Origin of the sequence: Methylobacterium sp. 77 (genome assembly GCF_000372825.1) — a bacterium.
Taxonomy (GTDB): Bacteria; Pseudomonadota; Alphaproteobacteria; order Rhizobiales; family Beijerinckiaceae; genus Methylobacterium.
In genome coordinates, this window is the sequence record NZ_KB910516.1 from 564,589 (window position 1) to 586,661 (window position 22,073).

The window sequence follows — 22,073 nt, forward strand, 5'->3', positions numbered from 1 at the left end:
TCGTAATACCGATTGGATTTCAGGCATACAAGAGCCGTGCCAGGAACTGCCCGGCATGCAGGAGGGAGGCCCCATGGCTGGCGGCGACGAGACGGAAGCGACGGCCGATGAGGGCGGTCCCATGGAGGAGGGCGGGAACGGACGGCGCAAGCCGGTGAGCCGGATCAGCCTGTCGCTCTCCGAGGACCTCCTCTGCGAGCTCGACACGATGGTGGGGGAGCGCGGCTTTGCCAGCCGCTCGCAGGCGGTGGCGACGATCCTCCACCGCTCCTTGGTCGAGCATCGTCACGAGGTTGGCGACCGGGTGATGGTCGGCACGATCACGCTGTTCTACGACCATCTCGCGCCCGGCGTGCAGCAGCGCCTCGCCGACCTGCAGCGGCGCTTCATCGCCGAGGTCATCTCCTCGCTCCACGTCCACCTGACGAACAACCAGACCCTCGAAGTGGTGCTGGTTCAGGGGCCGGCGGCGACGCTCCAGACCATCGCCGACACGATGATCACCGAACGCGGCGTCATTTCCGGGCGGCTCGAACTCGTCGCGGCGCTGATTCCACAGCTCCATCCGTTCCAGGGGGAGGGCACGAGCTGAGGTCGGAGTTCAGCTCTGCCAGACCCTCGGCATCGGCGCGCCGCGATAGGCGCTGAGCACGCGGGCAGCCGTCGCCCGCATCGCATCCGGGTCGGCGCTCAAGAATCGGGCAACGAGGTTCCCGTTCCAGGCACTGGCCGCGACATCCACTCCCGGCGATCCGAGGCTGTCGAGATGGGCGCGAAACCGCTCCAGGCCGGCCTCGGCATCTGCCGAGACGTCGAGCAGGGTCGCCATCGCCCGTGCTCCGCCGCCGATGGCCGTCCGCTGCAGCAGGGCCGTGATCGGCCCATCGAAAGCGACGGAATCGGCATAGGTCAGTCGCCCTTCCCGGCGGATGCGCCACGCATCCCGGAACAGGCCGGTTTCCAATCGCTCGTGACGGGCCGTGCGGCCGAAGACGACCGCCTCGAAAGCGAGCAGCCGTGCATCCGCCGCGAGGTCGGCCTCGAAGCGGCGCTCAAGCCTTGCGCGATCGAACAGGATGGTCTCCTGCGGCAGCCAGTCGAGGCGTGCCCCCTCGGCGAGCACGGCCTTCGTGCCGACCTCACTCGAGAGACCGTCGGATTTGTAGATCTTCTCGGCGGCCGTGGTGGTGAGGACGAGATGCGAGCCGGCGCCGATTTCGGCCTCGACCCGGAACCTGTCGCCGCAGGCGATGCCGCCCGCCGTGTTGAGCAGGACCGCCTCGCAGACGCCCTCGCCATGGCGCGGAAGGCGCAGCCGCAGCGGCCCGGCCTCGGAGAGATCGGCGATATGCGTGCCGGCCCCGTGGCGGACGACGCGCACGGCGACGCGCCCGTCCGAGCGCTGCCGCGCCGGGGGTGGATCGAGAAAGGGAGCGGCGAGGCTCGACCTGTCAGGGGCCACGGGGGTGACGACCCGGCGCTTCGCCCCTCAGGCCGGTCCGGTGGCGACGGGCCGCGCGGGATCGACGCCCCATTCGGACCAGGAACCGTCATAGAGCGCGCGGGGCGGGTGCCCGAGGGTCTCCAGGGCCAGCGAGATGATGGCCGCCGTCACGCCGGAGCCGCAGGTGGTGATCACGGGCTTTGCCGGATCGACGCCCGCCTCGGCGAAGACCTTGCGGAGGGATTCCGGGTCCTTCAGCCGGCCATCCGCCTGGAGCGCTGAATAATGGACGTTGCGCGCGCCCGGCATGTGGCCGGGTCGCACGCCGGGGCGCGGCTCGGCCTCTTCGCCACGGAAGCGCGGCGCGGAGCGCGCATCGACCACCTGGGCCGAACCGTTCTCCAGGGCGCGGGCGACGTCGCCCGCATCGGCCACCGCGCCGTTGTCGAGGCGGGCGGAGAAATGGCGCCGGTCACGGTGGGGGCCGTCGCCGTCCTCGGTCCTGCCGCCGGAAGCGAGCCAGGCCGGGAAACCGCCTTCGAGGATCTGGACGTCGCGGACACCGAAGGTGCGCAGCATCCACCAGACCCGCGGCGCCGAGAACAGACCCATCCCGTCATAGACGACGATGTGCATGCCGTCGCCGATGCCGAGGTTGCGCATGCGCGAGGCGAAGACCTCCGGCCGGGGCAGCATGTGCGGCAGCGGCGACGCCTCGTCGCTCATGGCATCGATGTCGAAGCGGATCGCGCCGGGGATATGGGCGGCCTGATACTCGGCCTCGGCGTTTCTGCCCTGGGCGGGCAGGTACCATGACGCATCGAGCACGATGATGCCGGGCGCGCCGAGACGCTCCTTGAGCCAGTCGGTCGTGACGAAGTGCGAAAGCGCCATATCTGGTCTGTCCACGATGTCTGTCTGCCCGGAATTCGGGTCGGCGCCACTCAACCACATCCGCCCCCGGCTTGCACAGCCGGCGCGTTGAGGCGAAAGCTCCGCTCCATGATGCACCGTCCCGCCAGAATCCATCCGGAGTCGACACGATCGTGAAGCCACGCGAGACGTTTCACATCGAGATTCTCGGCGCCGACGACGAGGGTGAGGATCGCGTCCGCCAGCGCCTGTCGATCCGCGCCAGCGGGCCCGAAAGCGCCACGGAACGCGCACTCCTGCTGTTCGCGCGGGCACGGGCGCCGCAGCGCTCGGGAGGCCCGGCCGAAGCGGTGCGCGTCATCGACGGGGCCGGGACGGAGGTCTTCCACCGTACCCGCTTCGACGAGACCGCCTGACCATGCGATTCCTCGGCGGCCTCGGCCTCATGCTGCTGCTCGCGGGCCTGTTCGTGCGCAGCTACACCCTGCCTCCGGCCCCGGACAGGCGGGGCGGCACGACGATCGCCCTGGCCTTTCCGAATCGCGCCCTGTTCGGCAGCCCGCGCGGCGATTGCATCGGCGGCCCCGAGGACGAGGCGGTGATCGGCTGCCTGGTCGGCTCCGTCTCCCGGTTCCGGGCCGAGACGATGCCGCTCGTCCAGCTTCCGTTCTGCGGCACCTGCTACGGCCTGTCCCAGAGCCTCGCCTCCCTCGGCAGGGACGAGAAAGCCGTCCAGGCCAAGCTCGCGCAGATGGCGCGATTCGGCTGGTGAGATCCCGCGTCCACGCGCTCAGCGTATGGCTCGGCCATGAGATTGACTTCGCAGGCGCGAAAGCGCATATCGCACTTGCAGCGTCAGCGGCCGTAACGGGTTCGCTTGAGAGGGCTGCGTGACGGATCGCCGATTGCGCGTCAGCGCGACCCAAGCGACCTGAGCCCCTCTCTTCAACGTGCATGCACCCGGATCGCCCCATCACGCGGGCGACCTCCAGCTCAACGGACCAGACCCTTCGACAAGACGACCATCGTTTCCGATGGCGTCCGGCCGGTCCCGCTGCCTGAAAGTCTACCCTTGACCCAATTCACCGATTTCGGCCTCGCTCAGCCCGTGCTGCGCGCCCTGGATGAGGCCGGCTACAAGACACCGACCCCGATCCAGGCCCAGGCCCTTCGCCCCGCCATGGAAGGCCGCGACCTCTGCGGCATCGCCCAGACCGGCACCGGCAAGACGGCCGCCTTCGCGCTGCCGATCCTGCACCGCCTCGCTCAGAACCCGCGCAAGGCGATCCGCCGCGGCTGCCGCGTGCTGGTGCTCTCGCCCACCCGCGAGCTCGCCAACCAGATCGCCGAGAGCTTCTCGGATTACGGTCGCTACCTCTCCTTCACCAACACCGTGGTGTTCGGCGGCGTCACCATCTCCCGCCAGGAGAAGGCGCTGGCCAACGGCGTCGACATCCTCGTCGCCACGCCGGGCCGCCTCATGGACCTCATCGAGCGCCGCTCGCTGACCCTCGAGGCCGTCGAGATCCTCGTCCTCGACGAGGCCGACCAGATGCTCGACCTCGGCTTCATCCACGCCCTCAAGCGCATCGTGAAGATGCTGCCGAAGGAACGCCAGAGCCTGTTCTTCTCGGCCACCATGCCGAAGAACATCGCCGGCCTCGCCGACCAGTACCTGCGCGATCCCGTTCAGGTCGCCGTCACGCCGGTGGCCACCACCGCCGAACGCGTCTCGCAGGAGGTCATCTTCGCCCATACCGGCGCGAAGCAGGCCCTGCTGAACCACATCCTGCGCGATCCGGCGATCGAGCGGGTGCTGGTCTTCACGCGGACCAAACACGGCGCCGACCGCGTCGTGCGCGGCCTTGAGAAGGTGAGCATCGCGGCCTCGGCCATCCACGGCAACAAGTCGCAGCCGCAGCGTGAGCGGGCACTGGCCGCGTTCAAGGACGGCTCGTGCCGGGTTCTGGTCGCCACCGACATCGCCGCCCGCGGCATCGACGTCGAGGCGGTGAGCCACGTCATCAACTACGACCTGCCGAACGTGCCCGAGAGCTACGTCCACCGCATCGGCCGCACCGCGCGTGCCGGGGCGAACGGGCTCGCCATCTCGTTCTGCAACGATGAGGAGAAGGCCTACCTGCGGGATATCGAGCGCATCACGCGCCAGAAGATCCCCGTGGGCAACTTCCCCGAGGGCTTCAGCCCGCCGACACGCCAGGAAGCGGCCGAGGCCGCACAGGCCGAGGAGCGCCGTCCGGCGCCCCAGGGCCAGCGTCCCGGCCAGCGCCAGGGCCAGCGCCCCGGTGGCGGTCGTCCCGGCTTCGGCGGTCGTCCCGGCGGCGGTCGTGGCGGCGAGAGCCGTGGCGGCCAGCCCGGTGGTCCGGCCCGTTCGGGCCGCCCGCAGGAAGGACGCGGCGAGCGCACCTCCGAGGGACAGGGTCGCGGCCCTCGTCCCGACCAGCGCGGTGACGGACGCGCCGCTCCCCGCCAGGGCGAACAGCGCCCGCGCAGCGGCGGTGGCGGCAATGCCGGCGGCGAAGGCCGTGCCATCGGCTGGCTCGACCGCTTTCCGCGTTCCTGATCCGATCCCGACGGGATTTGAGTGAATTGACGCCGCCTCGGAGCTTCCGGGGCGGCGTTTTCGTGTCGGGCGTCCTCCGTTTGGCCGGGCCGGCCATTGCCGATGACCGCTGTCACGCCATCTGACAGGTCGGCGGCCATTGCCGCGCGGGAGATGGGCACATGCGCTTCGAGCTGTATCGGGATTCGAGTGGCGACTGGCGCTGGCGCCTCAGGGTCACGAACGGGAACGTCATCGCCGATTCGAGCGAGGGCTATGCCCGCCGGGAGGATTGCGAGCACGGCATCGCGCTGGTGAAGGGCTCGGCGGAGGCCAGCACCGTCGACATGACCCTGAAGATCGCCTGAGCCGATCTCGGAAAGACCGGTCGAGACGGTTGCCCCTCGGAAGTCCGCTGTTAAGCTTGATCTCGCACCGCGTGAAACGCTTTGCCGACCTGATGCGTTTGGGTACCGGCTGAGCACGCATTCCCGTGCATGCGGCCCCGTAACGAACATCGTTCGATCACACGAGGAGTCATGAACGTGCTGAGGAAACTCCTGCTGGCCGCGCTGCTGGCCCTGGGCTTTGCCGCCCTTGCACCGCAGGGCGCGACGGCCGCGCCCATCGGTCCGGTCCCCGCCCTTCAGAGCGAGGCCGCGCCGGCCGTCGCCGAGAAGGCCCAGTACTATTACCGCCGCCGCCCCTACTATCGCCGTCCGTTCTACGGCCGTCCGTATTACCGTCGTCCGTTCTACGCTCCGCGCCCGTTCTACCGCCGTCCGTATTACGGCCCGCGTCGGTTCTACGGCCCGCGCCGCTTCTACTACTGAGTTCGTAGCGCCGGCATCTGCCGAGGCCCGGATGTCCCGAGACGGACATCCGGGCCTTTTTCTTGACCTGATACCCCCTGTCGGCCGATGCAGGATGCCAAGCGGAGCCTCGGACGAACGAAGGCCCGGCATCGGATGATGGGTGGAGACCGGAATGGGCGAGACCAGCGAACCGCGCGGCGACCTGACCGTGCGCACCAGCGCGATGCCGGCCGACACCAACGCCAATGGCGACATCTTCGGCGGCTGGGTCATGTCGCAGATGGATCAGGCCGGGGGAATCGCCGGGGTCGACCGGGCGCAGGGCCGGGTGGTGACGGTGGCCGTCGACGCGATGACCTTCATCCGCCCGGTGCGGATCGGCGACGTGCTCTGCGTCTATACCCGGGTCGAGAGCGTCGGACGCACCTCCATGAAGATTCAGGTCGAGGCCTGGGCCCGCCGCTTCCGCACCAAGCTTCGCGAGAAGGTCACCGAGGCGACCTTCACCTTCGTCGCCATCGACGACGAGGGCCGTCCGCGCCCGGTTCCCGAGACGGAGCCCGGAGAATGAGGTCCGGTCCGCGCGACCGGGTGAGGGCGAGGGTCAGACGTTGGGCGGCGCCACGCGCTGGCGCAGCCCGGCGATGACGGCCTTCAGCATATCCGAATCCGGCTGTGTGCTCGTCGTCGAGCGGACGGCATCGACCCGGTCGTGGACGAAGGCGAGTTTGGCGATCACGGCGGGCGTCAGCTTGAACGGGTAGAGCGCGGGCTGCCCCATGCTCCGGCTCAGGGAATTCACCGCATAGGTCAGCGGCAGCCAAGCCGAGACCAGCCGGTCGAGATCGGGAGTCTGGTACGGGTCGAAATCGATCACCACCGGCTCCGGCGCTCCGCTGCGCAGGCGCGGCCGCACATGCAGCTCGAAGGTGCTCGCCGTCTCCACGGTGTCGACGATGTGCAGGTAATGCGCCCAGGTCTCGGCGAAATCCTCCCACGGATGGCTGGTTGCGTAGGCGCTGACATAGGATTCCTGCCAGTCCGACGGAGCGCCGTCGGCATAGTATCGCTGCAGGGACATGCCGTAGCTGGCGCGCTCGTCACCGAACAGCTCGCGGAACGCCCATATGCTCTGGTCGTAGCGAACGAGGATGTTCCAGAAATAATGCCCGATCTCGTGGCGGAAATGCCCGAGGAGCGTGCGGTAATACTCGCCGAACAGCATCCGCCGGCGCTCTCGCTCGACGTCGTCGGCCTCGGCGATGTTCAGGGTGATGAGGCCGCTGCGATGCCCGGTGAGCACGGGAGGCCCGACCCTGTAGCTCTCCGCCGGATCGACGAGGAAGTCGAAGCCCAGACCGGTGGCCGGGTTCTCGTCCCGCGTCATCAACGGCAGGTCGAGGCGGAGCAGTGAGTAGAACAGCCGGTGCTTGGCCGCCTCGATCTGGCGCCAGCGCGTCAGGTTCCAGGCGAGGGTGAGGTCCGGCACCACACGGTTGTGCCGGCAGGAGGTACAGTACCGGTCGGGGCCGTCCTCCGGCACCAGCCAGTTGCAGGCGCTGAATTCGGCATTCGCGCAGAACCGGTATTTCCGGGCGGGGTCGGCATAGGCATGCCAGACCGAGCCCATCGGTTCGAGCGCCGACATCTCGTGGGAGACGCAGACATAGCCGAGCCGTCGCTGGCAGCTCTCACACTGCGTGCTCTCGAAGCTCACCGGCTCGTCGCAGGCCTGACACTGGAAGATCTTCATCGAGCGGCCATGCCTGTCGGACGAATGCCCGCATCGGTCGGGTCCGCTCGGGAAGACACGGCGACGCGACGCGTCGGGGCACGATGCATGGAATTTGCTTCGTGCCCGATGTCGGGCCGCCTCGCCACGCCGTATGTCTGAACTGCCAGGACCAATCTCGTCACGCGATGAACGACTTCACCCTCCATCGCCCGGTCGGGCAACTTCGCCGTAGAGTAACACCGAATTCGACTGCCGTCGGCGGCGTTCCCAGCCTATGGTCATTCCACCTCGAAACGCCGATGACAGCCGAGGAGCGCCACGTCGAGGCGCACCGGCTTCCCGCCGCCGGCGCGCGCTCCCCGCGCGCCCGGCACCACGTCTGAACCAGCGGGAGTCCCCGTGTCCATCAAAGCCGCCCTGCACCACGTCACCCATTACAAGTACGACCGGCCGATCCAGCTCGGGCCGCAGGTGATCCGCCTGCGCCCGGCGCCGCATACGCGCTCGTCCGTGCCCGCCTATTCCCTGAAGGTGCTTCCGGAGAACCACTTCATCAACTGGCAGCAGGACCCGAACGGGAACTGGCTCGCCAGGCTGGTTTTTCCCGAGCGGACCACGGAGTTCAGGATCGAGGTCGATCTCATCGCCGAGATGGCGGTGATCAATCCGTTCGACTTCTTCGTCGAGGATTACGCCCAGGCCCGCAACTTCACCTACGAGAGCGACCTGACGGCCGAGCTCAAGCCCTATCTCGTCACCGACGATGCCACCGGGCCGGAGATCGACTCGCTCCTGGAGCGGCTGCCGAGCGAGCCCAACACGGTGCTGTTCCTCGTGGCGCTCAACGCCATGATCGCCTCCGAGATCACCTACGGCGTGCGCATGGAGCCCGGCGTCCAGACGCCGACCGAGACGCTCACCCTCAAGAGCGGCTCCTGCCGCGATTCCGCGTGGCTCCTCGTCCAGGTGCTGCGCCGCATCGGGCTCGCCGCCCGTTTCGTCTCCGGCTACCTGATCCAGCTCATTCCCGACACCACGGCGGTGGACGGCCCCGTCGGCACCTCCACCGACTTCACCGACCTTCATGCCTGGGCCGAGGTCTACCTGCCGGGCGCGGGCTGGATTGGCCTCGACGCCACGTCCGGCCTGCTCTGCGGCGAAGGCCACATCCCGCTGGCCGCGACACCGCATTATCAATCGGCCGCACCGATCTCCGGCCTCGCCGAGCCGGCCCAGGTCGAGTTCGGATTCGAGATGACGGTGACCCGCGTGGCGGAAGCCCCGCGCATCACCAAGCCGTTCTCGGAGGAAGTCTGGGCGAAGATGGATGCGCTCGGCGAGCGGATCGACGTCGATCTCACCGAGCAGGACGTGCGCCTGACCATGGGCGGAGAGCCGACCTTCGTCTCCATCGACGATTTCGAATCGGCCGAGTGGAACGCCGCCGCCGTCGGACCGACCAAGCGCGGTCTCGCCGACAAGCTCATCCGTCGCCTGCGCACTCGCTTCGCGCCGGGCGGCATGCTGCATTACGGCCAGGGCAAGTGGTATCCGGGCGAGAGCCTGCCGCGCTGGGCCTTCGCCCTGTACTGGCGCCGCGACGGCAAGCCGATCTGGAGCAATGCCGACCTCGTCGCCAGGGAGGACGGGCCGCGCGACGCCAATTCCACGCAGGCGAAGGCGCTGATCGACGGGGTCGCCCAACGCCTCGGCCTCGCCTCATACGTGTTCCCCGCCTTCGAGGACCCGATCTACTGGGAAGAGAAGCGGGACGAGCTTCCCGTCAACGTCACCACGTCCGACGCCAAGTTCCCCAACCCGGAGACCAATGCCCGCATCGCGCGGGTGTTCGATCGCGGGCTCGGGGAGCCCGCCGGCTACGCCCTCCCGCTCGCGAGCCTTCCCCTCGGCAAGGACGATCCCGATGATCGCCTCTGGATCTCCGAACCCTGGGAGTTCCGTCGCAGCCACGCCTTCCTGACGCCGGGCGATTCCCCGGTGGGCTACCGCCTGCCGCTGAGCTCGCTGCCCTTCGTGCCGCCCGAGCATTATCCCTATTACCAGCCCCAGGACCCGCTCGAGGAGCGCGGTGCGCTCCCCGAAGGCCATCCCGGAATCAAGACCGAGAATGGATCGGGCGTCACCGGCGTCGCCGTGCGCACGGCCCTCGCGGTCGAGCCGCGGGATGGGGTGCTGCGGGTGTTCATGCCGCCGTTGCAGCGGGTGGACGAGTATCTCGAACTCCTCGGCCATCTCGAGATCGTCGCGGCCGAACTGAAGCAGCCCCTGCATATCGAGGGCTACGAGCCGCCGTTCGATCCGCGCCTCAACGTCATCAAGGTCACGCCCGATCCCGGCGTGATCGAGGTGAACGTGCATCCCGCCACCTCATGGCGCGAGGCCGTGACCATCACCAGCGAACTCTACGAGGATGCCCGCCAGATCCGCCTCGGCGCGCAGAAATTCATGACCGACGGACGCCATACCGGCACTGGCGGCGGCAACCACGTGGTGCTCGGCGGCGCGACGCCGACGGATTCGCCGTTCCTGCGCCGGCCGGACCTGCTGAAGAGCCTCGTGCTCTACTGGCAGCGCCACCCGTCGCTGTCCTACCTCTTCGCCGGCCTCTATATCGGCCCGACGAGCCAGGCCCCGCGCATGGACGAGGCCCGGCATGACGGGCTCTACGAACTCGAGATCGCCCTGGCGCAGGTGCCCAAGCCCGACGAGCCCAACATCCCGCGCTGGGTGGTGGACCGGATCTTCCGCAACATCCTCGTGGACGTCACCGGCAACACCCACCGGGCCGAGATCTGCATCGACAAGCTGTACTCGCCGGACGGCCCCACCGGTCGCCTCGGCCTCCTGGAGTTCCGCTCCTTCGAGATGCCGCCGGACCCGCGCATGAGCCTCGCCCAGCAATTGCTGCTGCGCGCCATCGTCGCCTGGGCCTGGCGCGAGCCGCAGGAAGGCGGCTGTGTCCGTTGGGGCACGGGTTTGCACGATCGCTTCATGCTGCCTCACTTCCTCTGGACGGACTTCCTCGGTGTTCTGGAAGACCTTCGCGGGGCGGGCTACGACTTCGATCCGGCGGCCTTCCAGGCGCAGTACGAATTCCGCTTCCCGATCTTCGGGACGGTGGAGCAGGGCGGCGTCAAGATGGAGCTGCGACAGGCATTGGAGCCCTGGCACGTCCTGGGCGAAGAGGGGTCGATCGGTGGCACGGTGCGGTACGTGGACAGCTCGGTGGAGCGTCTGCAGGTCAAGGTCGAGGGCTTCGTCCCCGGCCGCCACGTCGTCAGCTGCAACGGCCGGCGCCTGCCGATGACGAGCACCGGCACGGCCGGCGAAGCGGTGGCGGGCCTGCGCTTCAAGGCGTGGCAGCCGGCCTCGTCGATGCACCCGACGATTCCGGCCCATTCGCCCCTCACCATCGACATCCTCGATGCGTGGAGCGGACGTTCCATCGGCGGCTGCCGCTACCATGTCAGCCATCCCGGCGGCCGCAATTACGAGACCTTCCCGGTGAACACCTACGAGGCCGAGGGGCGCCGTCTCGCGCGCTTCCAGGCCCATGGCCACACGCCCGGCAGGGTCGAGATGCCGGTCGAGGAGATCAGCCGCGAGTTCCCGCACACCCTCGATCTCAGGACGCCCGCTCCCAAATGACCGATGTGGCCGAGGCGCAAGCCGGAGGACGGGCGAAGCGTCTCGCGCGCTGGACCTCGGACTACCAGCCTCGGCCCGGCATTCCGGACGAGTTCGCGGGGGCGGGGGGAACGCATCTCGGTGCCTGGCCCCGCCTGCTCGACAAGCTCGGAGCCCTGAGCGAAGCGGACATCGCGGCCCGCTTCGCCTCGGCCGAACGCCATATCCGCGATACCGGCATCTCCTACCGGATCTACGGCGACCAGCGCGAGCATGCCTGGCCGCTGAGCTCTCTCCCCCTGGTGATCGAAAGCGACGAGTGGCGCACCCTCAGCGCCGGCATCGTCCAGCGCGCCGAGCTGATGGAAGCCATCATCTCCGACATCTACGGCGCCGGCCGGATGGTGTCGGAGGGCGTGCTGCCGGCGGCCCTGGTGGCCGGCAGTCCGGAATTCCTGCGTCCGCTCTCGGGGGTGAAGCCGCCCGGCGGGCGCTGGCTCAAGCTCTACGCCGCCGATATCGGCCGGGGGCCGGACGGGCGCTGGCGCGTCCTCGCCGACAGGACGCAGGCCCCCTCCGGTCCCGGATACGCGCTGGAGAACAGGATGGTGCTCACCCGCGCCTTCCCGGACCTCTATGCCGACCTCCATGTCGAACGCCTCGCCTCGTTCTTCCAGGCGTTTCGCGACGGGCTTGTCATGGGCGCGCAGCGCAGCGACCCGCGCATCGGGCTCCTCACATCCGGCCCGTTGAGCTCCACCTATGTCGAGCAGGCGGCGTTGGCGCGCTATCTCGGCCTGTTGCTGGTGGAGGGCGACGACCTCGTGATGCAGGACGGCGCACTGCACGTGCGCACCGTCTCCGGGCTGAAGCGCACCGACGTGCTGTGGCGGCGTATCGATTCCGACTATATCGACCCGCTGGAACTCAACCCGGCCTCGCGGCTCGGGATTTCCGGGATGATCGAGGCCCTGCGTAACGGCAGCCTCGTGGTCGGCAACATGCCCGGCTCCGGCATCCTCGAATCGGGAGCGCTCGGCGCCTACCTCCCGCGCATCGCCCGCTATTTCCTCGGCACCGATCTCAGCCTCGAAGGGCTGAAGAGCTGGTGGTGCGGCGATCCCGATGCGCTCGCCCATGTCCGCGACAACCTCGAACACCTCGACCTGCGGCCGGTGGCGACGCCGACCAAGGGGATGGGGCGCGACGCCATCCTCGGCCCGCACGCCATCGGCGCGGAGCGCGAGCGCGTGGTGGCCGCCCTGCGCGACCGGCCCTTCGACTACATCGCCCAGGAACAGGCTCCGCTCTCGACCATGCCGGGCTGGGAGCGCGGACCGGACGGGATGCGCTTCGTGCCGCGCCCCTTCGTCCTGCGCGTCTTCGCGGCGGCGACGCCCGACGGCTGGCGGGTGATGCCGGGCGGCTTCTGCCGCATCTCGGAACGGCCCGACGTCAACCCGATCGAGATGCGGGCCGGGATCAAGTCGGCGGATGTCTGGGTGCTCTCGGATGGGCCGGTCGAGCCCGTCTCGTTGATGCAACAGGGTGCGCCGCGCGTCCGCCGCATCGCCGGGCACCTGCCGTCGCGGGCCGCCGACAACCTGTTCTGGTTCGGCCGCTACGTCGAGCGGGCGGAGGCGGTGATCCGCCTCGTCATCGCCCATCTCGGCAGCGTCGGCAACGCGGTGATCGCCGACATGGCCGGCGGCGAGACGGCCCCGACGGCGTTGCGGATCCGCGCGCTCCTCGACGAATGGGGCGCCATCGAAGCGCCGGACATGCCGACGGCGAAACTCGCCCAGGAAGCCCTGAGCGGGCGCAAGAGCCACGGTTCGGCCCTCTCCCACAGCCTGTCGGCGCGCCACAACGCCGCCTCTCTGCGCGAGAGATTGTCGGGTGAGGCCTGGCGCGTGCTGGCCGATCTGCGGGACCTCCTCGACCTCGACGAAGCCAAGGGCCTCGCCGAGGCGCAGCTCCTCGGCTTGGCAGAGCGGGCTCTCAGCCATATCGCCGCCCTGGCCGGGCTCGCCCAGGAGAACATGAACCGCACGGCGGGCTGGCACTTCGTCGATCTCGGCCGCCGCATCGAGCGGGCGATCAACACCTGCTCCTTCGCCGCCAGCTTCGCCGGGGACGCTGCGACGGCCGAGGATCTCGGCGTCATGCTGTCCCTGTGCGATTCGCACGTCTCGTTCGGCGCGCGCTACATGCAGGGCGTGGCGATCGACCCGGTGCGCGACATGGTGCTTCTCGACCCGTTCAATCCGCGCTCCGTCGCCTTCCAGGTCGAAGCGATCTGCCGGCATCTCGCCGATTTGCCCGCCCTGCGCGTCGACGGACTGCCCGAGCCGCACCAGCGCCTCGCCCTGAAGCTCGCCGCCGAGTTCACCACCGGCGAAGCCTCCGAACTCGACAGTGCCGCCCTGGCCCGGCTGGAGAATGCCTTCGAGGGCCTGGCCGACGCGATCGTGACCCGTTACTTCCCCAACGGCCCGCACGCCATGCGGCCGGAGAAGCTCGTGGGGCTCGCGTGATCTATACGCTGCGCCACCTCACCACCTACCGTTACGGCAAGCCCGTCCGTTACGCCCGCTGCTCCCTGCGGCTGCAGCCGCGGGACGGGGAGGGGCAGAGCGTCCTGTCGAGCGAGTTGAGCATCTCGCCGACGCCGCAGACCCGCACGGTGCGGCGCGACTATTTCGGCCTCGACGTGGTGTCGTTCCTGATCGACACGCCGCATAGCGAGTTGCGGGTGGAAGCCCTGTCGCGGGTCGAGGTGAAGCGTCCGCCGCTGCCGCCGGCCGAATCCGGCCTGGCCTGGGAATCGGTGCGCGACGCGGCGATTTCCGGCCGCTCGATGGCGCCCGACGCTCCCGTGCATTTCGTGTTTCCGAGCGTGAGAGTTCCTCTCGCCACGGAAGTGACCGACTATGCCCGTGAAAGTTTCACGCCCGGTCGCAGCGCCTATGGCGGAGCCGTCGACCTTATGAGGCGCATCCGCACCGACTTCACGTTCGACGCGAAGGCCACCACCGTCTACACGCCGCTCGCCAAGGCCTTCGCCCTCAAGGCCGGAGTGTGCCAGGATTTCGCGCATATCATGATCGCCGGCCTGCGCGGTCTCGGCCTGCCGGCGGCCTATGTCAGCGGCTACATCCGCACCATCCCGCCCGCCGGACGGCCGCGCCTGCGCGGAGCCGATGCCAGCCATGCCTGGGTCTCGGTCTGGTGCGGGGATGGCTGGATCGGCCTCGATCCCACCAACAATATCGGCGCCTGCGACGACCACATCGTCGTGGCGCGCGGACGTGACTACACCGACGTCTCGCCCATCGACGGCATCGTCTCCTCCTCCGGCCCGCAGAAGCTCAAGGTCGAGGTCGACGTGATCCCCGACGGAGAGGCCATGCCGGAAGCGACCGCCCCGTCGGAATCCGAGACGGCCTGAGATTCGACGGGTCCCGGATCGCTCGCTTAAGCCACGGACCGTTTCTCGACGATCGTGGTCTCGATGATGGTGTCCGGCTCATAGAGCCACCGCGCCATGGCCCCGGCCGTCACCGCGCCCAGCATCGGCGCCAACCAGAACAGCCAGAGCTGGCCCACGGCCTCCGCACTCGCGAACAGGGCCGGACCGGTGCTGCGTGCCGGATTGACGGAGGTGTTGGTGATCGGGATCGAGATCAGGTGGATCAGCACCAGGGCGAAGCCGATGGGAATGCCGGCAAAGCCCGTGGCGGCGCCCTTCGAGGTCGTCCCGATGATGATGAACAGGAAGAAGAAGGTCGCGAGGCCTTCCACGAGGAAGCAGGAGAGCATTCCGTACTTGCCGGGGCTCAATGCGCCGTAGCCGTTGGAGGCGAAGCCGCCCGGCACCCATCCCGCCTTGCCCGAGGCGATGAGGTAGAGGACGCCCGCACCGAACACGGCCCCGATGACCTGCGCCACGATATAGGGAATCACGTGATGGTCGGCGCAGCGGCCGGCGGACCACAGGCCGACGGTGACGGCAGGATTGAAATGCCCGCCCGAGATATGCCCGACCGCATAGGCCATCGTCAGCACCGTCAGCCCGAAGGCGAAGGCCACGCCGAGAAATCCGATTCCCAATTCGGGGTAGGCCGCAGAAATAACGGCCGCGCCGCAGCCGCCGAAGGTCAGCCAGAATGTTCCGAAAAATTCAGCGGTCGCTCGCCGGATCGTATCATTTGTCATGACAGCCTCCGCTCCAGTGCAGAAGGACGACTGTTCGGTATTCGCAGCCGAAGAATCGGTGCTCTGCTTGATGTTTGCGCGCAGAACCTAGGTTTCGGCTCGGCGCTTGGCAATCGCTAAATCCGCTCCGCCGCAGATCGCTCATCGCGAGGTCCCAACGCTCCTGCCATGCCGGGGACGCTGGCGGACGCCTTCGCCGTCTCGCTTCGGGGAACTCGATCCGGGCGCGGCTCATGGACTTGCCCGGCCGACATCGCTATGGGCGGCGACGGTCGACGGGACGGCCGTTGGGGAGACCGGACCGTGGTCGAGACAGATATCGGCGCACGCCAGGAACTTGCCGGCGAACGCCATGAACTTGCCGGCGCGAGCGAAGAGTTTGCCGCCGCGCGCGAAGCGATCCTCGCCTTCATCGCCGGCCGCAATCCCGGCCTCGTGCCGGGTTCGGTCACCGGCGCGACCTCCCTCGTCACCAGCGATGCCCTCGATTCCATCGGCGTGCTCGACCTGATGATGGAGTTGGGCGACTGGTTCGGCTTCGAGATCGAGGAGGACGCGTTCGAACTCGCGCATTTCGAGAGCATCGACGCGCTGGCCACCTTCGTCGAGGCCAAACGGGCTCAGGCACAGCTCTAGGACCATGCCCGCGCCCGCCCAGCTGCACGACCTCCTCGCCGGACCGGCTTGCGCGCGAGAGCGGATCGCGCTCGTCGCCGGCACCGAGATGCTGAGCTACGGCGCGTTGAGGGCCGGGGTCGAACGCCTCGCGCGGCGTTTGCGCGAACAGGGCGCCGAGCCCGGCGACCGGATCGCGATCCTGCTTCCGAAATCGATCGCCGAATGCATCGCGATCTTCGCGATCAGTACGGTCGGGGCGGTATTCGTGCCGATCCATCCGAGCCTGCGCCCGCGTCAGGTGGAGCATATCCTCGCCGATTGCGGGGCGCGGTTCCTCGTGACCGATGCGATCCTGCTGGCGGCCCTGAACTCTGCCCCATCGACCCCGCTGCCGCCACCTCCGGCGGAGACGGGAGGGGAAACGCCCATCACGTCCCCGGACCTTCCGCTGATCCTGCGCCTCGCCCCCGAGGAAATCACGGGCCCGCCGCCCGGGCTTGCCGCGATCCTCTACACATCCGGCTCCACCGGGTTGCCGAAGGGCGTGATGCTGAGCCACGCCAACCTTCTGGCCGGCACCCGGATCGTGCGCACCTACCTGTCGATCGCAGGCGACGACCGCATCCTCTCGGTCCTGCCGTTCTCGTTCGATTACGGCCTCAACCAGCTCCTCACGAGCGTCGAGCAGGGCGCCTGCCTCGTCCTGCTCGAATTCCGCTTCGGAGACGAGGTGTTGAACGCCATCGAGGCGCATCGGATCACCGTCCTGGCCGGTGTTCCCACCCTCTGGACCCTGCTGACCCGCGCGGCGCCGCGGCTCGCCAAGGCCGATCTCTCCAGCCTGCGCATGCTCACCAATTCCGGCGGCGCGGTGCCGCTCGAGACCGTCTCACGCCTGCGCAAGGCCCTGCCGCAGACCGGGATCGTGCTGATGTACGGCCTCACTGAGGCTTTCCGCTCCACCTTCCTGCCACCGGGCGAGATCGATGCGCGGCCCGGTTCCATGGGCCGCGCCATCCCCGAGACCGAGATCTTCGCCGTCACGGCGGAGGGCCGGCGGGCCCGGCCCGGTGAGCCGGGCATCCTCCACCATCGCGGACCCACCGTGTCCCTCGGCTACTGGAACCGGCCCGAGGACACCGCCCGCGTCCTGGTGCTGGACCCGCGTGAACCGGAGGACGGAACCCTGGTCTGCCGCTCCGGCGACCTCGTGGTGGAAGACGAGGACGGCTATTTCCGCTTCCTCGGCCGCGAGGATGCGATGATCAAGAGCGCGGGGTTCCGTGTGAGCCCCACCGAGGTCGAGGCGGCGCTGATGGAGACCGGCGCGTTCCGGGCGGTGGCGGTCATCGGTCTGCCCGATGCGGGCCTCGGCCAACGCATTCACGCCGTGGCGGTGCCGGCCGGGACTGGGCCGGCCCAGCCGGAGGTCCTGCAGGCGGTGCGGCGGATGTTGGCTCCGCACATGGTGCCGCGTGCCGTCGAGAGCGTCCCGGCCCTGCCCACGACGCCCAACGGCAAGGTCGATTACAAGCGCCTCGTGGCGGAACGGACGAGCTATGTCTGACACGGCCAGCGACAATCTCTCGGATCGCCTCGTGGCGACGCATTTCCCCCGTACGAAGGATGCGATCCAGGTCGGCGGCCTCGCTCTCAGCGATCTTGCCGAGGCGCACGGTACCCCGTTCTTCGTCTACGATGCCGACCTTCTGCGGCGGTCCTACCGCGACTTGGCGCAGGCGGTCTCGGGCTTCGCGGTGGTGGATTATTCGGTGAAGGCCAACCCGGCGCCGGCAGTGATCCGTGTCTTCCGGGACGAGGGGGCAGGGGCCGAGATCGCCTCCGGCGCGGAATTCGCGGCAGCCTGGGCGGCCGGAATCGATCCGCGGAACATCCTGTTCGCCGGGCCGGGCAAGAGCGATCTCGACATCGAGGCCACCGTCGCCGGCGGGATCGGCGAGATCCATCTGGAAAACATCGAGGAGATGCGGCGCGTGGCCGAGGCCGCCGGGCGCCACGGTGTGGTGCAGCGGGTGGCGATCCGGATCAACCCAGGACCGGACGCGCAGGGGGGGGCCATGCGGATGGGCGGCAAGCCCTCGCCCTTCGGCTTCGACGAGGAGGAGCTCGATGCCATCGTCGACGCTGTCGAAGCCGAGCCGCGCCTGCACCTGGCCGGCATCCATCTCTTCGCCGGAACGCAAGGGCTCGTCGCGGCGACGCTGCTCTCGCAATGGGCCTACGGCCTGTCCCTGGCGGCGCGGGTCGCCGACCGGATCGCGCGCGCGCTCGAGACGATCGACCTCGGCGGCGGCCTCGGCATCCCATACTTCTCCAGTGACACGGCCCTGGACCTCGCCGCCATCCGCGACGGCATCCCCGCGCTCATCGCCCGCGTGGCATCCGACCCCCGCCTCTCGGGGGCGCGGATCGTGCTCGAACCCGGCCGGTACCTCGCCGGTCCGTCAGGCCTCTACGTGGCACGGGTGAGGGCGGTGAAACTCTCGCGGGGCAGCCGCTTCGTCATCACCGACGGGGGCATGCACCATCATCTCGCCGCCTCGGGCAATCTCGGTCAGGTGGTCAGGCGCGATTACCCCGTGACCGCAGTGGTGGACCGGGGCGGGCCACGCTCGCCCTGCGCCGTCGTCGGCCCGCTCTGCACCCCCCTCGACATGCTAGCCCGCGCGACGCCGCTCCCCGATCTCGCGGCGGGCGATCTCGTCGCCGTGCTGCAATCGGGCGCCTACGGGCTGACGGCGAGCCCCACCGGTTTCCTCAGCCATCCCCGCCCGGCGGAGATCCTGGTGGATGGCGGCAGCGCACGGGCGATCGGACCGGCCGGACGCGTGGACATCTGATACCTCGCATTCCGCGCGATCAGGCTGCGAGCGGCAGCGCCGGCGCCTTTGCGGACACCGAGCAGGCCTCGACGCACGCGCGCGCCAGCGCCTCGGTCGCGTCGATGAGAAGCGGATGTAGGCCACCCTCGATCGAGGCGAGGGCGAGGGGAATCTCGGTGCAGGCCATGACGATCCGGCCGCATCCCGCCGCGACCAAGGCCTCGGCCTGCTCCCGCAGGATGATCGCCGCCTCGGCGACCTGCCCGGCCTTCACCAGCCGGATCGCTCGCATCACCTCCGCCTGACCGGCCGTATCCGGAACCCGGCAGGCGAACCCGCGCCGGGCGAGGCGCGTCCGGTAGATCCCCGCCTCGACCGTGCCGCTGCTCGCCAGCACGCCGATGCAATCGCCGTCACCCGTGACGAGCGTGTCGACGACCGCGTCGACGATATGCAGGATGCGGACGGACGTTTCCGCCTGCAGGGCGGTATGCCAGTGATGCGCCGTGTTGCACGGGATGGCGATGCAGCTGGCTCCCGCCGCTTCCAGGCTCAACAGGGTCTCGCGCATTGCCGGGAACGGGTCGGCGCCGTCTCCGAGGATCGCGGCATTGCGATCCGGGATCCGCACGGCCGAGCAAACGACCATCGGGATGTGGTCCTGGTCGCGGGTGGCGGGCGTGTTCCGCACGACCTTGGCCATGAAATCCACGGTCGCCATCGGACCCATCCCACCGAGAACACCGAGCATCGCGACCTCCTGTTGCGAGGGGACGATGCGGGAGGCACTTCGGTCGGTCCAATGCCGTGTCAGACCGGGCTATTCCGATCCTGCATAGTTTTGGCGGCGATGGCGGCCGCCGCCTGCCAGACCGCCGACACGGTGGAGCGGCGATGGCCGGCATTGCGATAGAGCCGGATCTCGAGAGGGGCCTCCTCGCCGACGGCGATCAGGCGGCCGTCCTCCAAATCGCGCGCGACGAGGCTTCGGGGCAGCCATGCCAGCCCGTGGCCTTCGAGCGCCATGAATTTCAGCGCCTCGGCCATGGCGTTCTCGTTGGTATGGGCGATCACGGCAGGCGGATTGCCCGCCCGGGCCTGTGCATGGATCACCACCCGGCCGAGGAACGAGGTCTGCGGGTAGCTGAGCAGGGGCAGGGCCGCGCTCTCGTCCGCCAGACCGGCGCAGCACACGGGGACGAGGCTGTCGGCGCCCACGATGCGATGCGGATAATGTTCGGGATCGAGCAGGATCGGCACGCTCGGATGGTGGAAGGTCAGCAGGAAGTCGTAGCCGCCTTCCGCGACCGCCTGGATGCAGTTGTGGAAGTCGTCGGGCAGCACCCGGCTGCTCAAGGGGCCGGTCGCCGCTTCGATCTGCCGGAACCAGCGCGGAAAGAAGGTCAGGGCCAGGGTGTGGAGGGCCGCCACCGCCACGACCTGCGCATTCGGGCGGGCGCTCGCCTGCAACGCGGAGCGACTGCCATGGAGCATCCGGACCGCCTCCTCGGCCGTCTCACGGAACTCCCGGCCCGCCGCCGTCAGCGTGGTCGGATAGGTGCTGCGGTCGATGAGCGCGACGCCGAGCCAGGTTTCGAGCGCCTGGATGCGGCGGCTGAAGGCCGATTGCGTGACGTGACGCTCCTCGGCCGAGCGGGAGAAGCTCCCCGTCCGGGCGAGGCTGGCGAAGTCCTCGAGCCATTTGAGTTCCATGATCCCGCTAGCCTAACGGCGATGCGGGAGATCGCGGAACGCCGGGCGCTGCCTGCTCCATGCCGGCCCGTCAGCCCTTGCGTTCCGTGAAGGAGCGGAAGGCTTCGAGCGTCTCGGCGCTGACATGGTGCTCGATCCCCTCCGCATCGCGCCGCGCGGTCTCGGTGCTGACACCCAGCGCGCAGAGGAAATGCTCGACGATGCGGTGTCGCTCGCGGCTCTGGACGGCGAGCATGCGGCCGCTCTCGGTGAGGAACACGCCGCGATAGGGGCGCTGCTGCACGAATCCGTCTTCCGCCAGGCGCTTGAGCATCTTGGCGACGGTGGGCTGGGCGACGCCCAGGCGCGCGGCGATGTCCACTTGGCGCGCCTCGCCGCCATCGCCGATGAGGTCGGCGATCAGCTCGACGTAATCTTCCACGAGTTCGAGGCGGCGCGCCTCCCGCGCCTGCCGGAAGCTCTCCACCTGAACGTCCGGATCGACCAAAGGAGCGTCGGGCACGGATCGCGACGAATCCTGCATGATGCCGGGCAACCCTTGCTTCAAGCCTGTGGCGGACACGGACCATCCCGTGCCCCGAGCCGTGTTTAGACAAGCCCGGCGCCGGAGGGGAGCCCTAAACCGGACCGGATCCCGCCCTCGCGCAGGTGATCGACGAACTCGCGCGCGAAAACCGGCAACGCATCGAGGGAGCGCAGGCAGATGGTGAGGTCGCGTGCCGCCCACGGATCGAGGAGCGGCACGATGTCGAGCCCCATGGAGCGCGCGGCGCGGCGGGCGGTCGTCTCCGGCACGATACCGAGCCCGACACCGCATTCCACCAGCCGGCACACGGCATCGAAGCCGCGCAGCTGCACCCTCAGGCGCATCAGGGGCCGCCCGGTGCGCATCGCCTTGTCGGCGAGGAAGCGGGTGATGGCGCTCGCCCTGTCGAGACCGACGAGGTCGTAATCCAGCACGTCGGCGAACAGCACGCCCTCCCGCGCGCCCAGCGGATGTCCGGAGGGCAGCACCGCCACGAACCGGTCCTCGCGAAACGGGTGGGTTTCCAGCGTGCCGGTATCGACCGTGCCGGAAACGATGCCGAGATCGGCGGCACCTTCCGCGACGAGACCGACGATCTCGTCCGAGGTCCGTTCCGCGATGTCGACGCTGACGCCGGTATGCAGCGCGAGATAGGCGCTCAGCGCTTCCGGCAGGAATTCGGTGAGCGCGTGGGTGTTCGACAGGACCTTGATCTGGCCGATCGTGCCGCCGGCATAGGCGGCGAGGTCTCCCTGCATCCGGTCGACGCTCTCGAGCAGGGTGCGGGCATGGGCGAGCAGGGCACGCCCCGCCGGCGTGAGAAGCACGCCCTGCCGGCTGCGGCTGAGGAGAGCCGCCCCCAGGGACAGTTCCATCGCCCGGATCCGGCTCGACGCGGCGGCGAGCGCGAGGTTGGCCCGTGCGGCGCCATGCGTGATCGACCCCGCCTCGGCCACGTGGCGGAACAGGCCGAGATCGACGAGATCGAAGCGCATCATGCGACGAGGGTTATCATCGGACGAGCGTCGCGACAGCCGGCATCGTCGAAATCGGAAAGAGATCCTTAACCCTGTCGCG

Annotated in this window: 22 protein-coding genes; 13 read left to right on the forward strand and 9 right to left on the reverse strand. The window is 68.9% G+C overall.

What is annotated here, in order from left to right; all coding sequences use genetic code 11:
• Positions 1 to 73 precede the first annotated feature (73 nt).
• A complete protein-coding gene (gene nikR, locus A3OK_RS0102630) occupies positions 74 to 592 on the forward strand; it encodes a nickel-responsive transcriptional regulator NikR (protein WP_019903379.1) in 519 nt (172 codons plus the stop codon).
• A 9-nt stretch (positions 593 to 601) separates the two neighbouring features.
• On the opposite strand, the gene A3OK_RS0102635 is transcribed toward nikR, so the two are convergent.
• Both A3OK_RS0102635 and sseA read right to left on the reverse strand, forming a co-directional pair.
• On the reverse strand, positions 602 to 1,462 hold the full coding sequence (locus A3OK_RS0102635; RefSeq protein ID WP_019903380.1) for an urease accessory protein UreD: 861 nt from the start codon (positions 1,460 to 1,462) through the stop codon (positions 602 to 604).
• 27 nt (positions 1,463 to 1,489) lie between these two features.
• Positions 1,490 to 2,338: a 3-mercaptopyruvate sulfurtransferase gene (sseA, locus tag A3OK_RS0102640; RefSeq protein WP_019903381.1), complete on the reverse strand. Its 849-nt coding sequence runs from the start codon at positions 2,336 to 2,338 to the stop codon at positions 1,490 to 1,492.
• Between the two features lie 152 nt (positions 2,339 to 2,490).
• On the opposite strand from sseA, the gene A3OK_RS0102645 reads away from it, so the two are divergent.
• The 6 genes from A3OK_RS0102645 (at position 2,491) to A3OK_RS0102670 (ending at position 6,266) form a co-directional block, all read left to right on the forward strand.
• On the forward strand, positions 2,491 to 2,733 hold the full coding sequence (locus A3OK_RS0102645) for a hypothetical protein (protein ID WP_019903382.1): 243 nt from the start codon (positions 2,491 to 2,493) through the stop codon (positions 2,731 to 2,733).
• A 2-nt stretch (positions 2,734 to 2,735) separates the two neighbouring features.
• Positions 2,736 to 3,089, forward strand: coding sequence for a hypothetical protein (locus A3OK_RS0102650; RefSeq protein ID WP_019903383.1), 354 nt, complete (start codon positions 2,736 to 2,738; stop codon positions 3,087 to 3,089).
• Between the two features lie 300 nt (positions 3,090 to 3,389).
• Positions 3,390 to 4,901, forward strand: coding sequence for a DEAD/DEAH box helicase (locus tag A3OK_RS0102655; RefSeq protein ID WP_019903384.1), 1,512 nt, complete (start codon positions 3,390 to 3,392; stop codon positions 4,899 to 4,901).
• A gap of 161 nt (positions 4,902 to 5,062) precedes the next feature.
• On the forward strand, positions 5,063 to 5,248 hold the full coding sequence (locus A3OK_RS0102660) for a DUF1508 domain-containing protein (RefSeq protein WP_019903385.1): 186 nt from the start codon (positions 5,063 to 5,065) through the stop codon (positions 5,246 to 5,248).
• Positions 5,249 to 5,425: 177 nt separating this feature from the next.
• Positions 5,426 to 5,713, forward strand: coding sequence for a hypothetical protein (locus A3OK_RS0102665; protein ID WP_026596865.1), 288 nt, complete (start codon positions 5,426 to 5,428; stop codon positions 5,711 to 5,713).
• A 154-nt stretch (positions 5,714 to 5,867) separates the two neighbouring features.
• Complete coding sequence (locus A3OK_RS0102670) at positions 5,868 to 6,266, forward strand: acyl-CoA thioesterase (protein WP_019903387.1); 399 nt, start codon at positions 5,868 to 5,870, stop codon at positions 6,264 to 6,266.
• A 33-nt stretch (positions 6,267 to 6,299) separates the two neighbouring features.
• On the opposite strand, the gene A3OK_RS0102675 is transcribed toward A3OK_RS0102670, so the two are convergent.
• Together A3OK_RS0102675 and A3OK_RS24690 are read right to left on the reverse strand one after the other, a co-directional pair.
• Positions 6,300 to 7,448 carry a putative zinc-binding peptidase gene (locus tag A3OK_RS0102675; protein ID WP_019903388.1) on the reverse strand — a complete coding sequence of 383 codons (1,149 nt, stop codon included), beginning with the start codon at positions 7,446 to 7,448 and terminating at the stop codon, positions 6,300 to 6,302.
• A 260-nt stretch (positions 7,449 to 7,708) separates the two neighbouring features.
• Complete coding sequence (locus A3OK_RS24690) at positions 7,709 to 7,837, reverse strand: hypothetical protein (RefSeq protein ID WP_280791118.1); 129 nt, start codon at positions 7,835 to 7,837, stop codon at positions 7,709 to 7,711.
• Here A3OK_RS24690 and A3OK_RS0102685 point away from each other — a divergent pair.
• The 3 genes from A3OK_RS0102685 to A3OK_RS0102695 are packed head-to-tail and all read left to right on the forward strand — an operon-like array spanning position 7,830 to position 14,529.
• Entirely contained in the window at positions 7,830 to 11,099 is a 3,270-nt protein-coding gene (locus tag A3OK_RS0102685) for a transglutaminase family protein (RefSeq protein ID WP_019903390.1), read from the forward strand. The two genes, A3OK_RS24690 and A3OK_RS0102685, sit on opposite strands and share 8 nt — an antisense overlap.
• Positions 11,096 to 13,615 (forward strand): circularly permuted type 2 ATP-grasp protein, encoded by a 2,520-nt coding sequence (locus A3OK_RS0102690; RefSeq protein WP_019903391.1) that lies wholly within the window; start codon positions 11,096 to 11,098, stop codon positions 13,613 to 13,615. The genes A3OK_RS0102685 and A3OK_RS0102690 overlap by 4 nt, the downstream gene beginning before the upstream one ends.
• On the forward strand, positions 13,612 to 14,529 hold the full coding sequence (locus A3OK_RS0102695) for a transglutaminase family protein (protein ID WP_019903392.1): 918 nt from the start codon (positions 13,612 to 13,614) through the stop codon (positions 14,527 to 14,529). The genes A3OK_RS0102690 and A3OK_RS0102695 overlap by 4 nt, the downstream gene beginning before the upstream one ends.
• A gap of 26 nt (positions 14,530 to 14,555) precedes the next feature.
• On the opposite strand, the gene aqpZ is transcribed toward A3OK_RS0102695, so the two are convergent.
• Positions 14,556 to 15,296 carry an aquaporin Z gene (gene aqpZ / locus A3OK_RS0102700; RefSeq protein WP_019903393.1) on the reverse strand — a complete coding sequence of 247 codons (741 nt, stop codon included), beginning with the start codon at positions 15,294 to 15,296 and terminating at the stop codon, positions 14,556 to 14,558.
• Positions 15,297 to 15,599: 303 nt separating this feature from the next.
• Here aqpZ and A3OK_RS0102705 point away from each other — a divergent pair, with 303 nt between their 5' ends.
• From A3OK_RS0102705 to A3OK_RS0102715, 3 genes are read left to right on the forward strand one after another with little or no spacing between them, the layout of a single operon-like run.
• Entirely contained in the window at positions 15,600 to 15,932 is a 333-nt protein-coding gene (locus tag A3OK_RS0102705) for an acyl carrier protein (RefSeq protein WP_245259296.1), read from the forward strand.
• Positions 15,933 to 15,936: 4 nt separating this feature from the next.
• Complete coding sequence (locus A3OK_RS0102710) at positions 15,937 to 17,481, forward strand: AMP-binding protein (protein WP_019903395.1); 1,545 nt, start codon at positions 15,937 to 15,939, stop codon at positions 17,479 to 17,481.
• Positions 17,474 to 18,775 (forward strand): type III PLP-dependent enzyme, encoded by a 1,302-nt coding sequence (locus A3OK_RS0102715; RefSeq protein WP_019903396.1) that lies wholly within the window; start codon positions 17,474 to 17,476, stop codon positions 18,773 to 18,775. The genes A3OK_RS0102710 and A3OK_RS0102715 overlap by 8 nt, the downstream gene beginning before the upstream one ends.
• Positions 18,776 to 18,794: 19 nt before the next feature.
• Here the strand turns inward: A3OK_RS0102715 and A3OK_RS0102720 are convergent, their stop codons facing one another.
• The 4 genes from A3OK_RS0102720 to A3OK_RS0102735 form a co-directional block, all read right to left on the reverse strand.
• Positions 18,795 to 19,508 carry an amino acid racemase gene (locus A3OK_RS0102720; RefSeq protein WP_019903397.1) on the reverse strand — a complete coding sequence of 238 codons (714 nt, stop codon included), beginning with the start codon at positions 19,506 to 19,508 and terminating at the stop codon, positions 18,795 to 18,797.
• A gap of 59 nt (positions 19,509 to 19,567) precedes the next feature.
• The gene (locus tag A3OK_RS0102725; RefSeq protein WP_019903398.1) at positions 19,568 to 20,470 is read right to left on the reverse strand and encodes a LysR family transcriptional regulator; all 903 of its coding nucleotides are present in this window, start codon (positions 20,468 to 20,470) and stop codon (positions 19,568 to 19,570) included.
• A 70-nt stretch (positions 20,471 to 20,540) separates the two neighbouring features.
• Positions 20,541 to 20,993 (reverse strand): manganese-binding transcriptional regulator MntR, encoded by a 453-nt coding sequence (gene mntR, locus A3OK_RS0102730; protein WP_026596868.1) that lies wholly within the window; start codon positions 20,991 to 20,993, stop codon positions 20,541 to 20,543.
• A gap of 65 nt (positions 20,994 to 21,058) precedes the next feature.
• Positions 21,059 to 21,991, reverse strand: a complete 933-nt coding sequence (locus A3OK_RS0102735; protein ID WP_036302498.1) for a LysR substrate-binding domain-containing protein — start codon at positions 21,989 to 21,991, stop codon at positions 21,059 to 21,061.
• Between the last annotated feature and the right edge of the window lie 82 nt (positions 21,992 to 22,073).

What these genes read in the sequence shown, in the direction of transcription:
- nikR (WP_019903379.1), top strand. Translation starts at nt 74, where the DNA reads ATGGCTGGCGGCGACGAGACGGAAGCGACGGCCGATGAGGGCGGTCCC.
- A3OK_RS0102675 (WP_019903388.1), bottom strand. Translation starts at nt 7,448, where the DNA reads ATGAAGATCTTCCAGTGTCAGGCCTGCGACGAGCCGGTGAGCTTCGAG.
- A3OK_RS24690 (WP_280791118.1), bottom strand. Translation starts at nt 7,837, where the DNA reads ATGGACACGGGGACTCCCGCTGGTTCAGACGTGGTGCCGGGCGCGCGG.
- A3OK_RS0102650 (WP_019903383.1), top strand. Translation starts at nt 2,736, where the DNA reads ATGCGATTCCTCGGCGGCCTCGGCCTCATGCTGCTGCTCGCGGGCCTG.
- mntR (WP_026596868.1), bottom strand. Translation starts at nt 20,993, where the DNA reads ATGCAGGATTCGTCGCGATCCGTGCCCGACGCTCCTTTGGTCGATCCG.
- sseA (WP_019903381.1), bottom strand. Translation starts at nt 2,338, where the DNA reads ATGGCGCTTTCGCACTTCGTCACGACCGACTGGCTCAAGGAGCGTCTC.
- A3OK_RS0102725 (WP_019903398.1), bottom strand. Translation starts at nt 20,470, where the DNA reads ATGGAACTCAAATGGCTCGAGGACTTCGCCAGCCTCGCCCGGACGGGG.
- A3OK_RS0102720 (WP_019903397.1), bottom strand. Translation starts at nt 19,508, where the DNA reads ATGCTCGGTGTTCTCGGTGGGATGGGTCCGATGGCGACCGTGGATTTC.
- A3OK_RS0102710 (WP_019903395.1), top strand. Translation starts at nt 15,937, where the DNA reads ATGCCCGCGCCCGCCCAGCTGCACGACCTCCTCGCCGGACCGGCTTGC.
- A3OK_RS0102670 (WP_019903387.1), top strand. Translation starts at nt 5,868, where the DNA reads ATGGGCGAGACCAGCGAACCGCGCGGCGACCTGACCGTGCGCACCAGC.
- A3OK_RS0102715 (WP_019903396.1), top strand. Translation starts at nt 17,474, where the DNA reads ATGTCTGACACGGCCAGCGACAATCTCTCGGATCGCCTCGTGGCGACG.
- A3OK_RS0102690 (WP_019903391.1), top strand. Translation starts at nt 11,096, where the DNA reads ATGACCGATGTGGCCGAGGCGCAAGCCGGAGGACGGGCGAAGCGTCTC.
- aqpZ (WP_019903393.1), bottom strand. Translation starts at nt 15,296, where the DNA reads ATGACAAATGATACGATCCGGCGAGCGACCGCTGAATTTTTCGGAACA.
- A3OK_RS0102660 (WP_019903385.1), top strand. Translation starts at nt 5,063, where the DNA reads ATGCGCTTCGAGCTGTATCGGGATTCGAGTGGCGACTGGCGCTGGCGC.
- A3OK_RS0102735 (WP_036302498.1), bottom strand. Translation starts at nt 21,991, where the DNA reads ATGCGCTTCGATCTCGTCGATCTCGGCCTGTTCCGCCACGTGGCCGAG.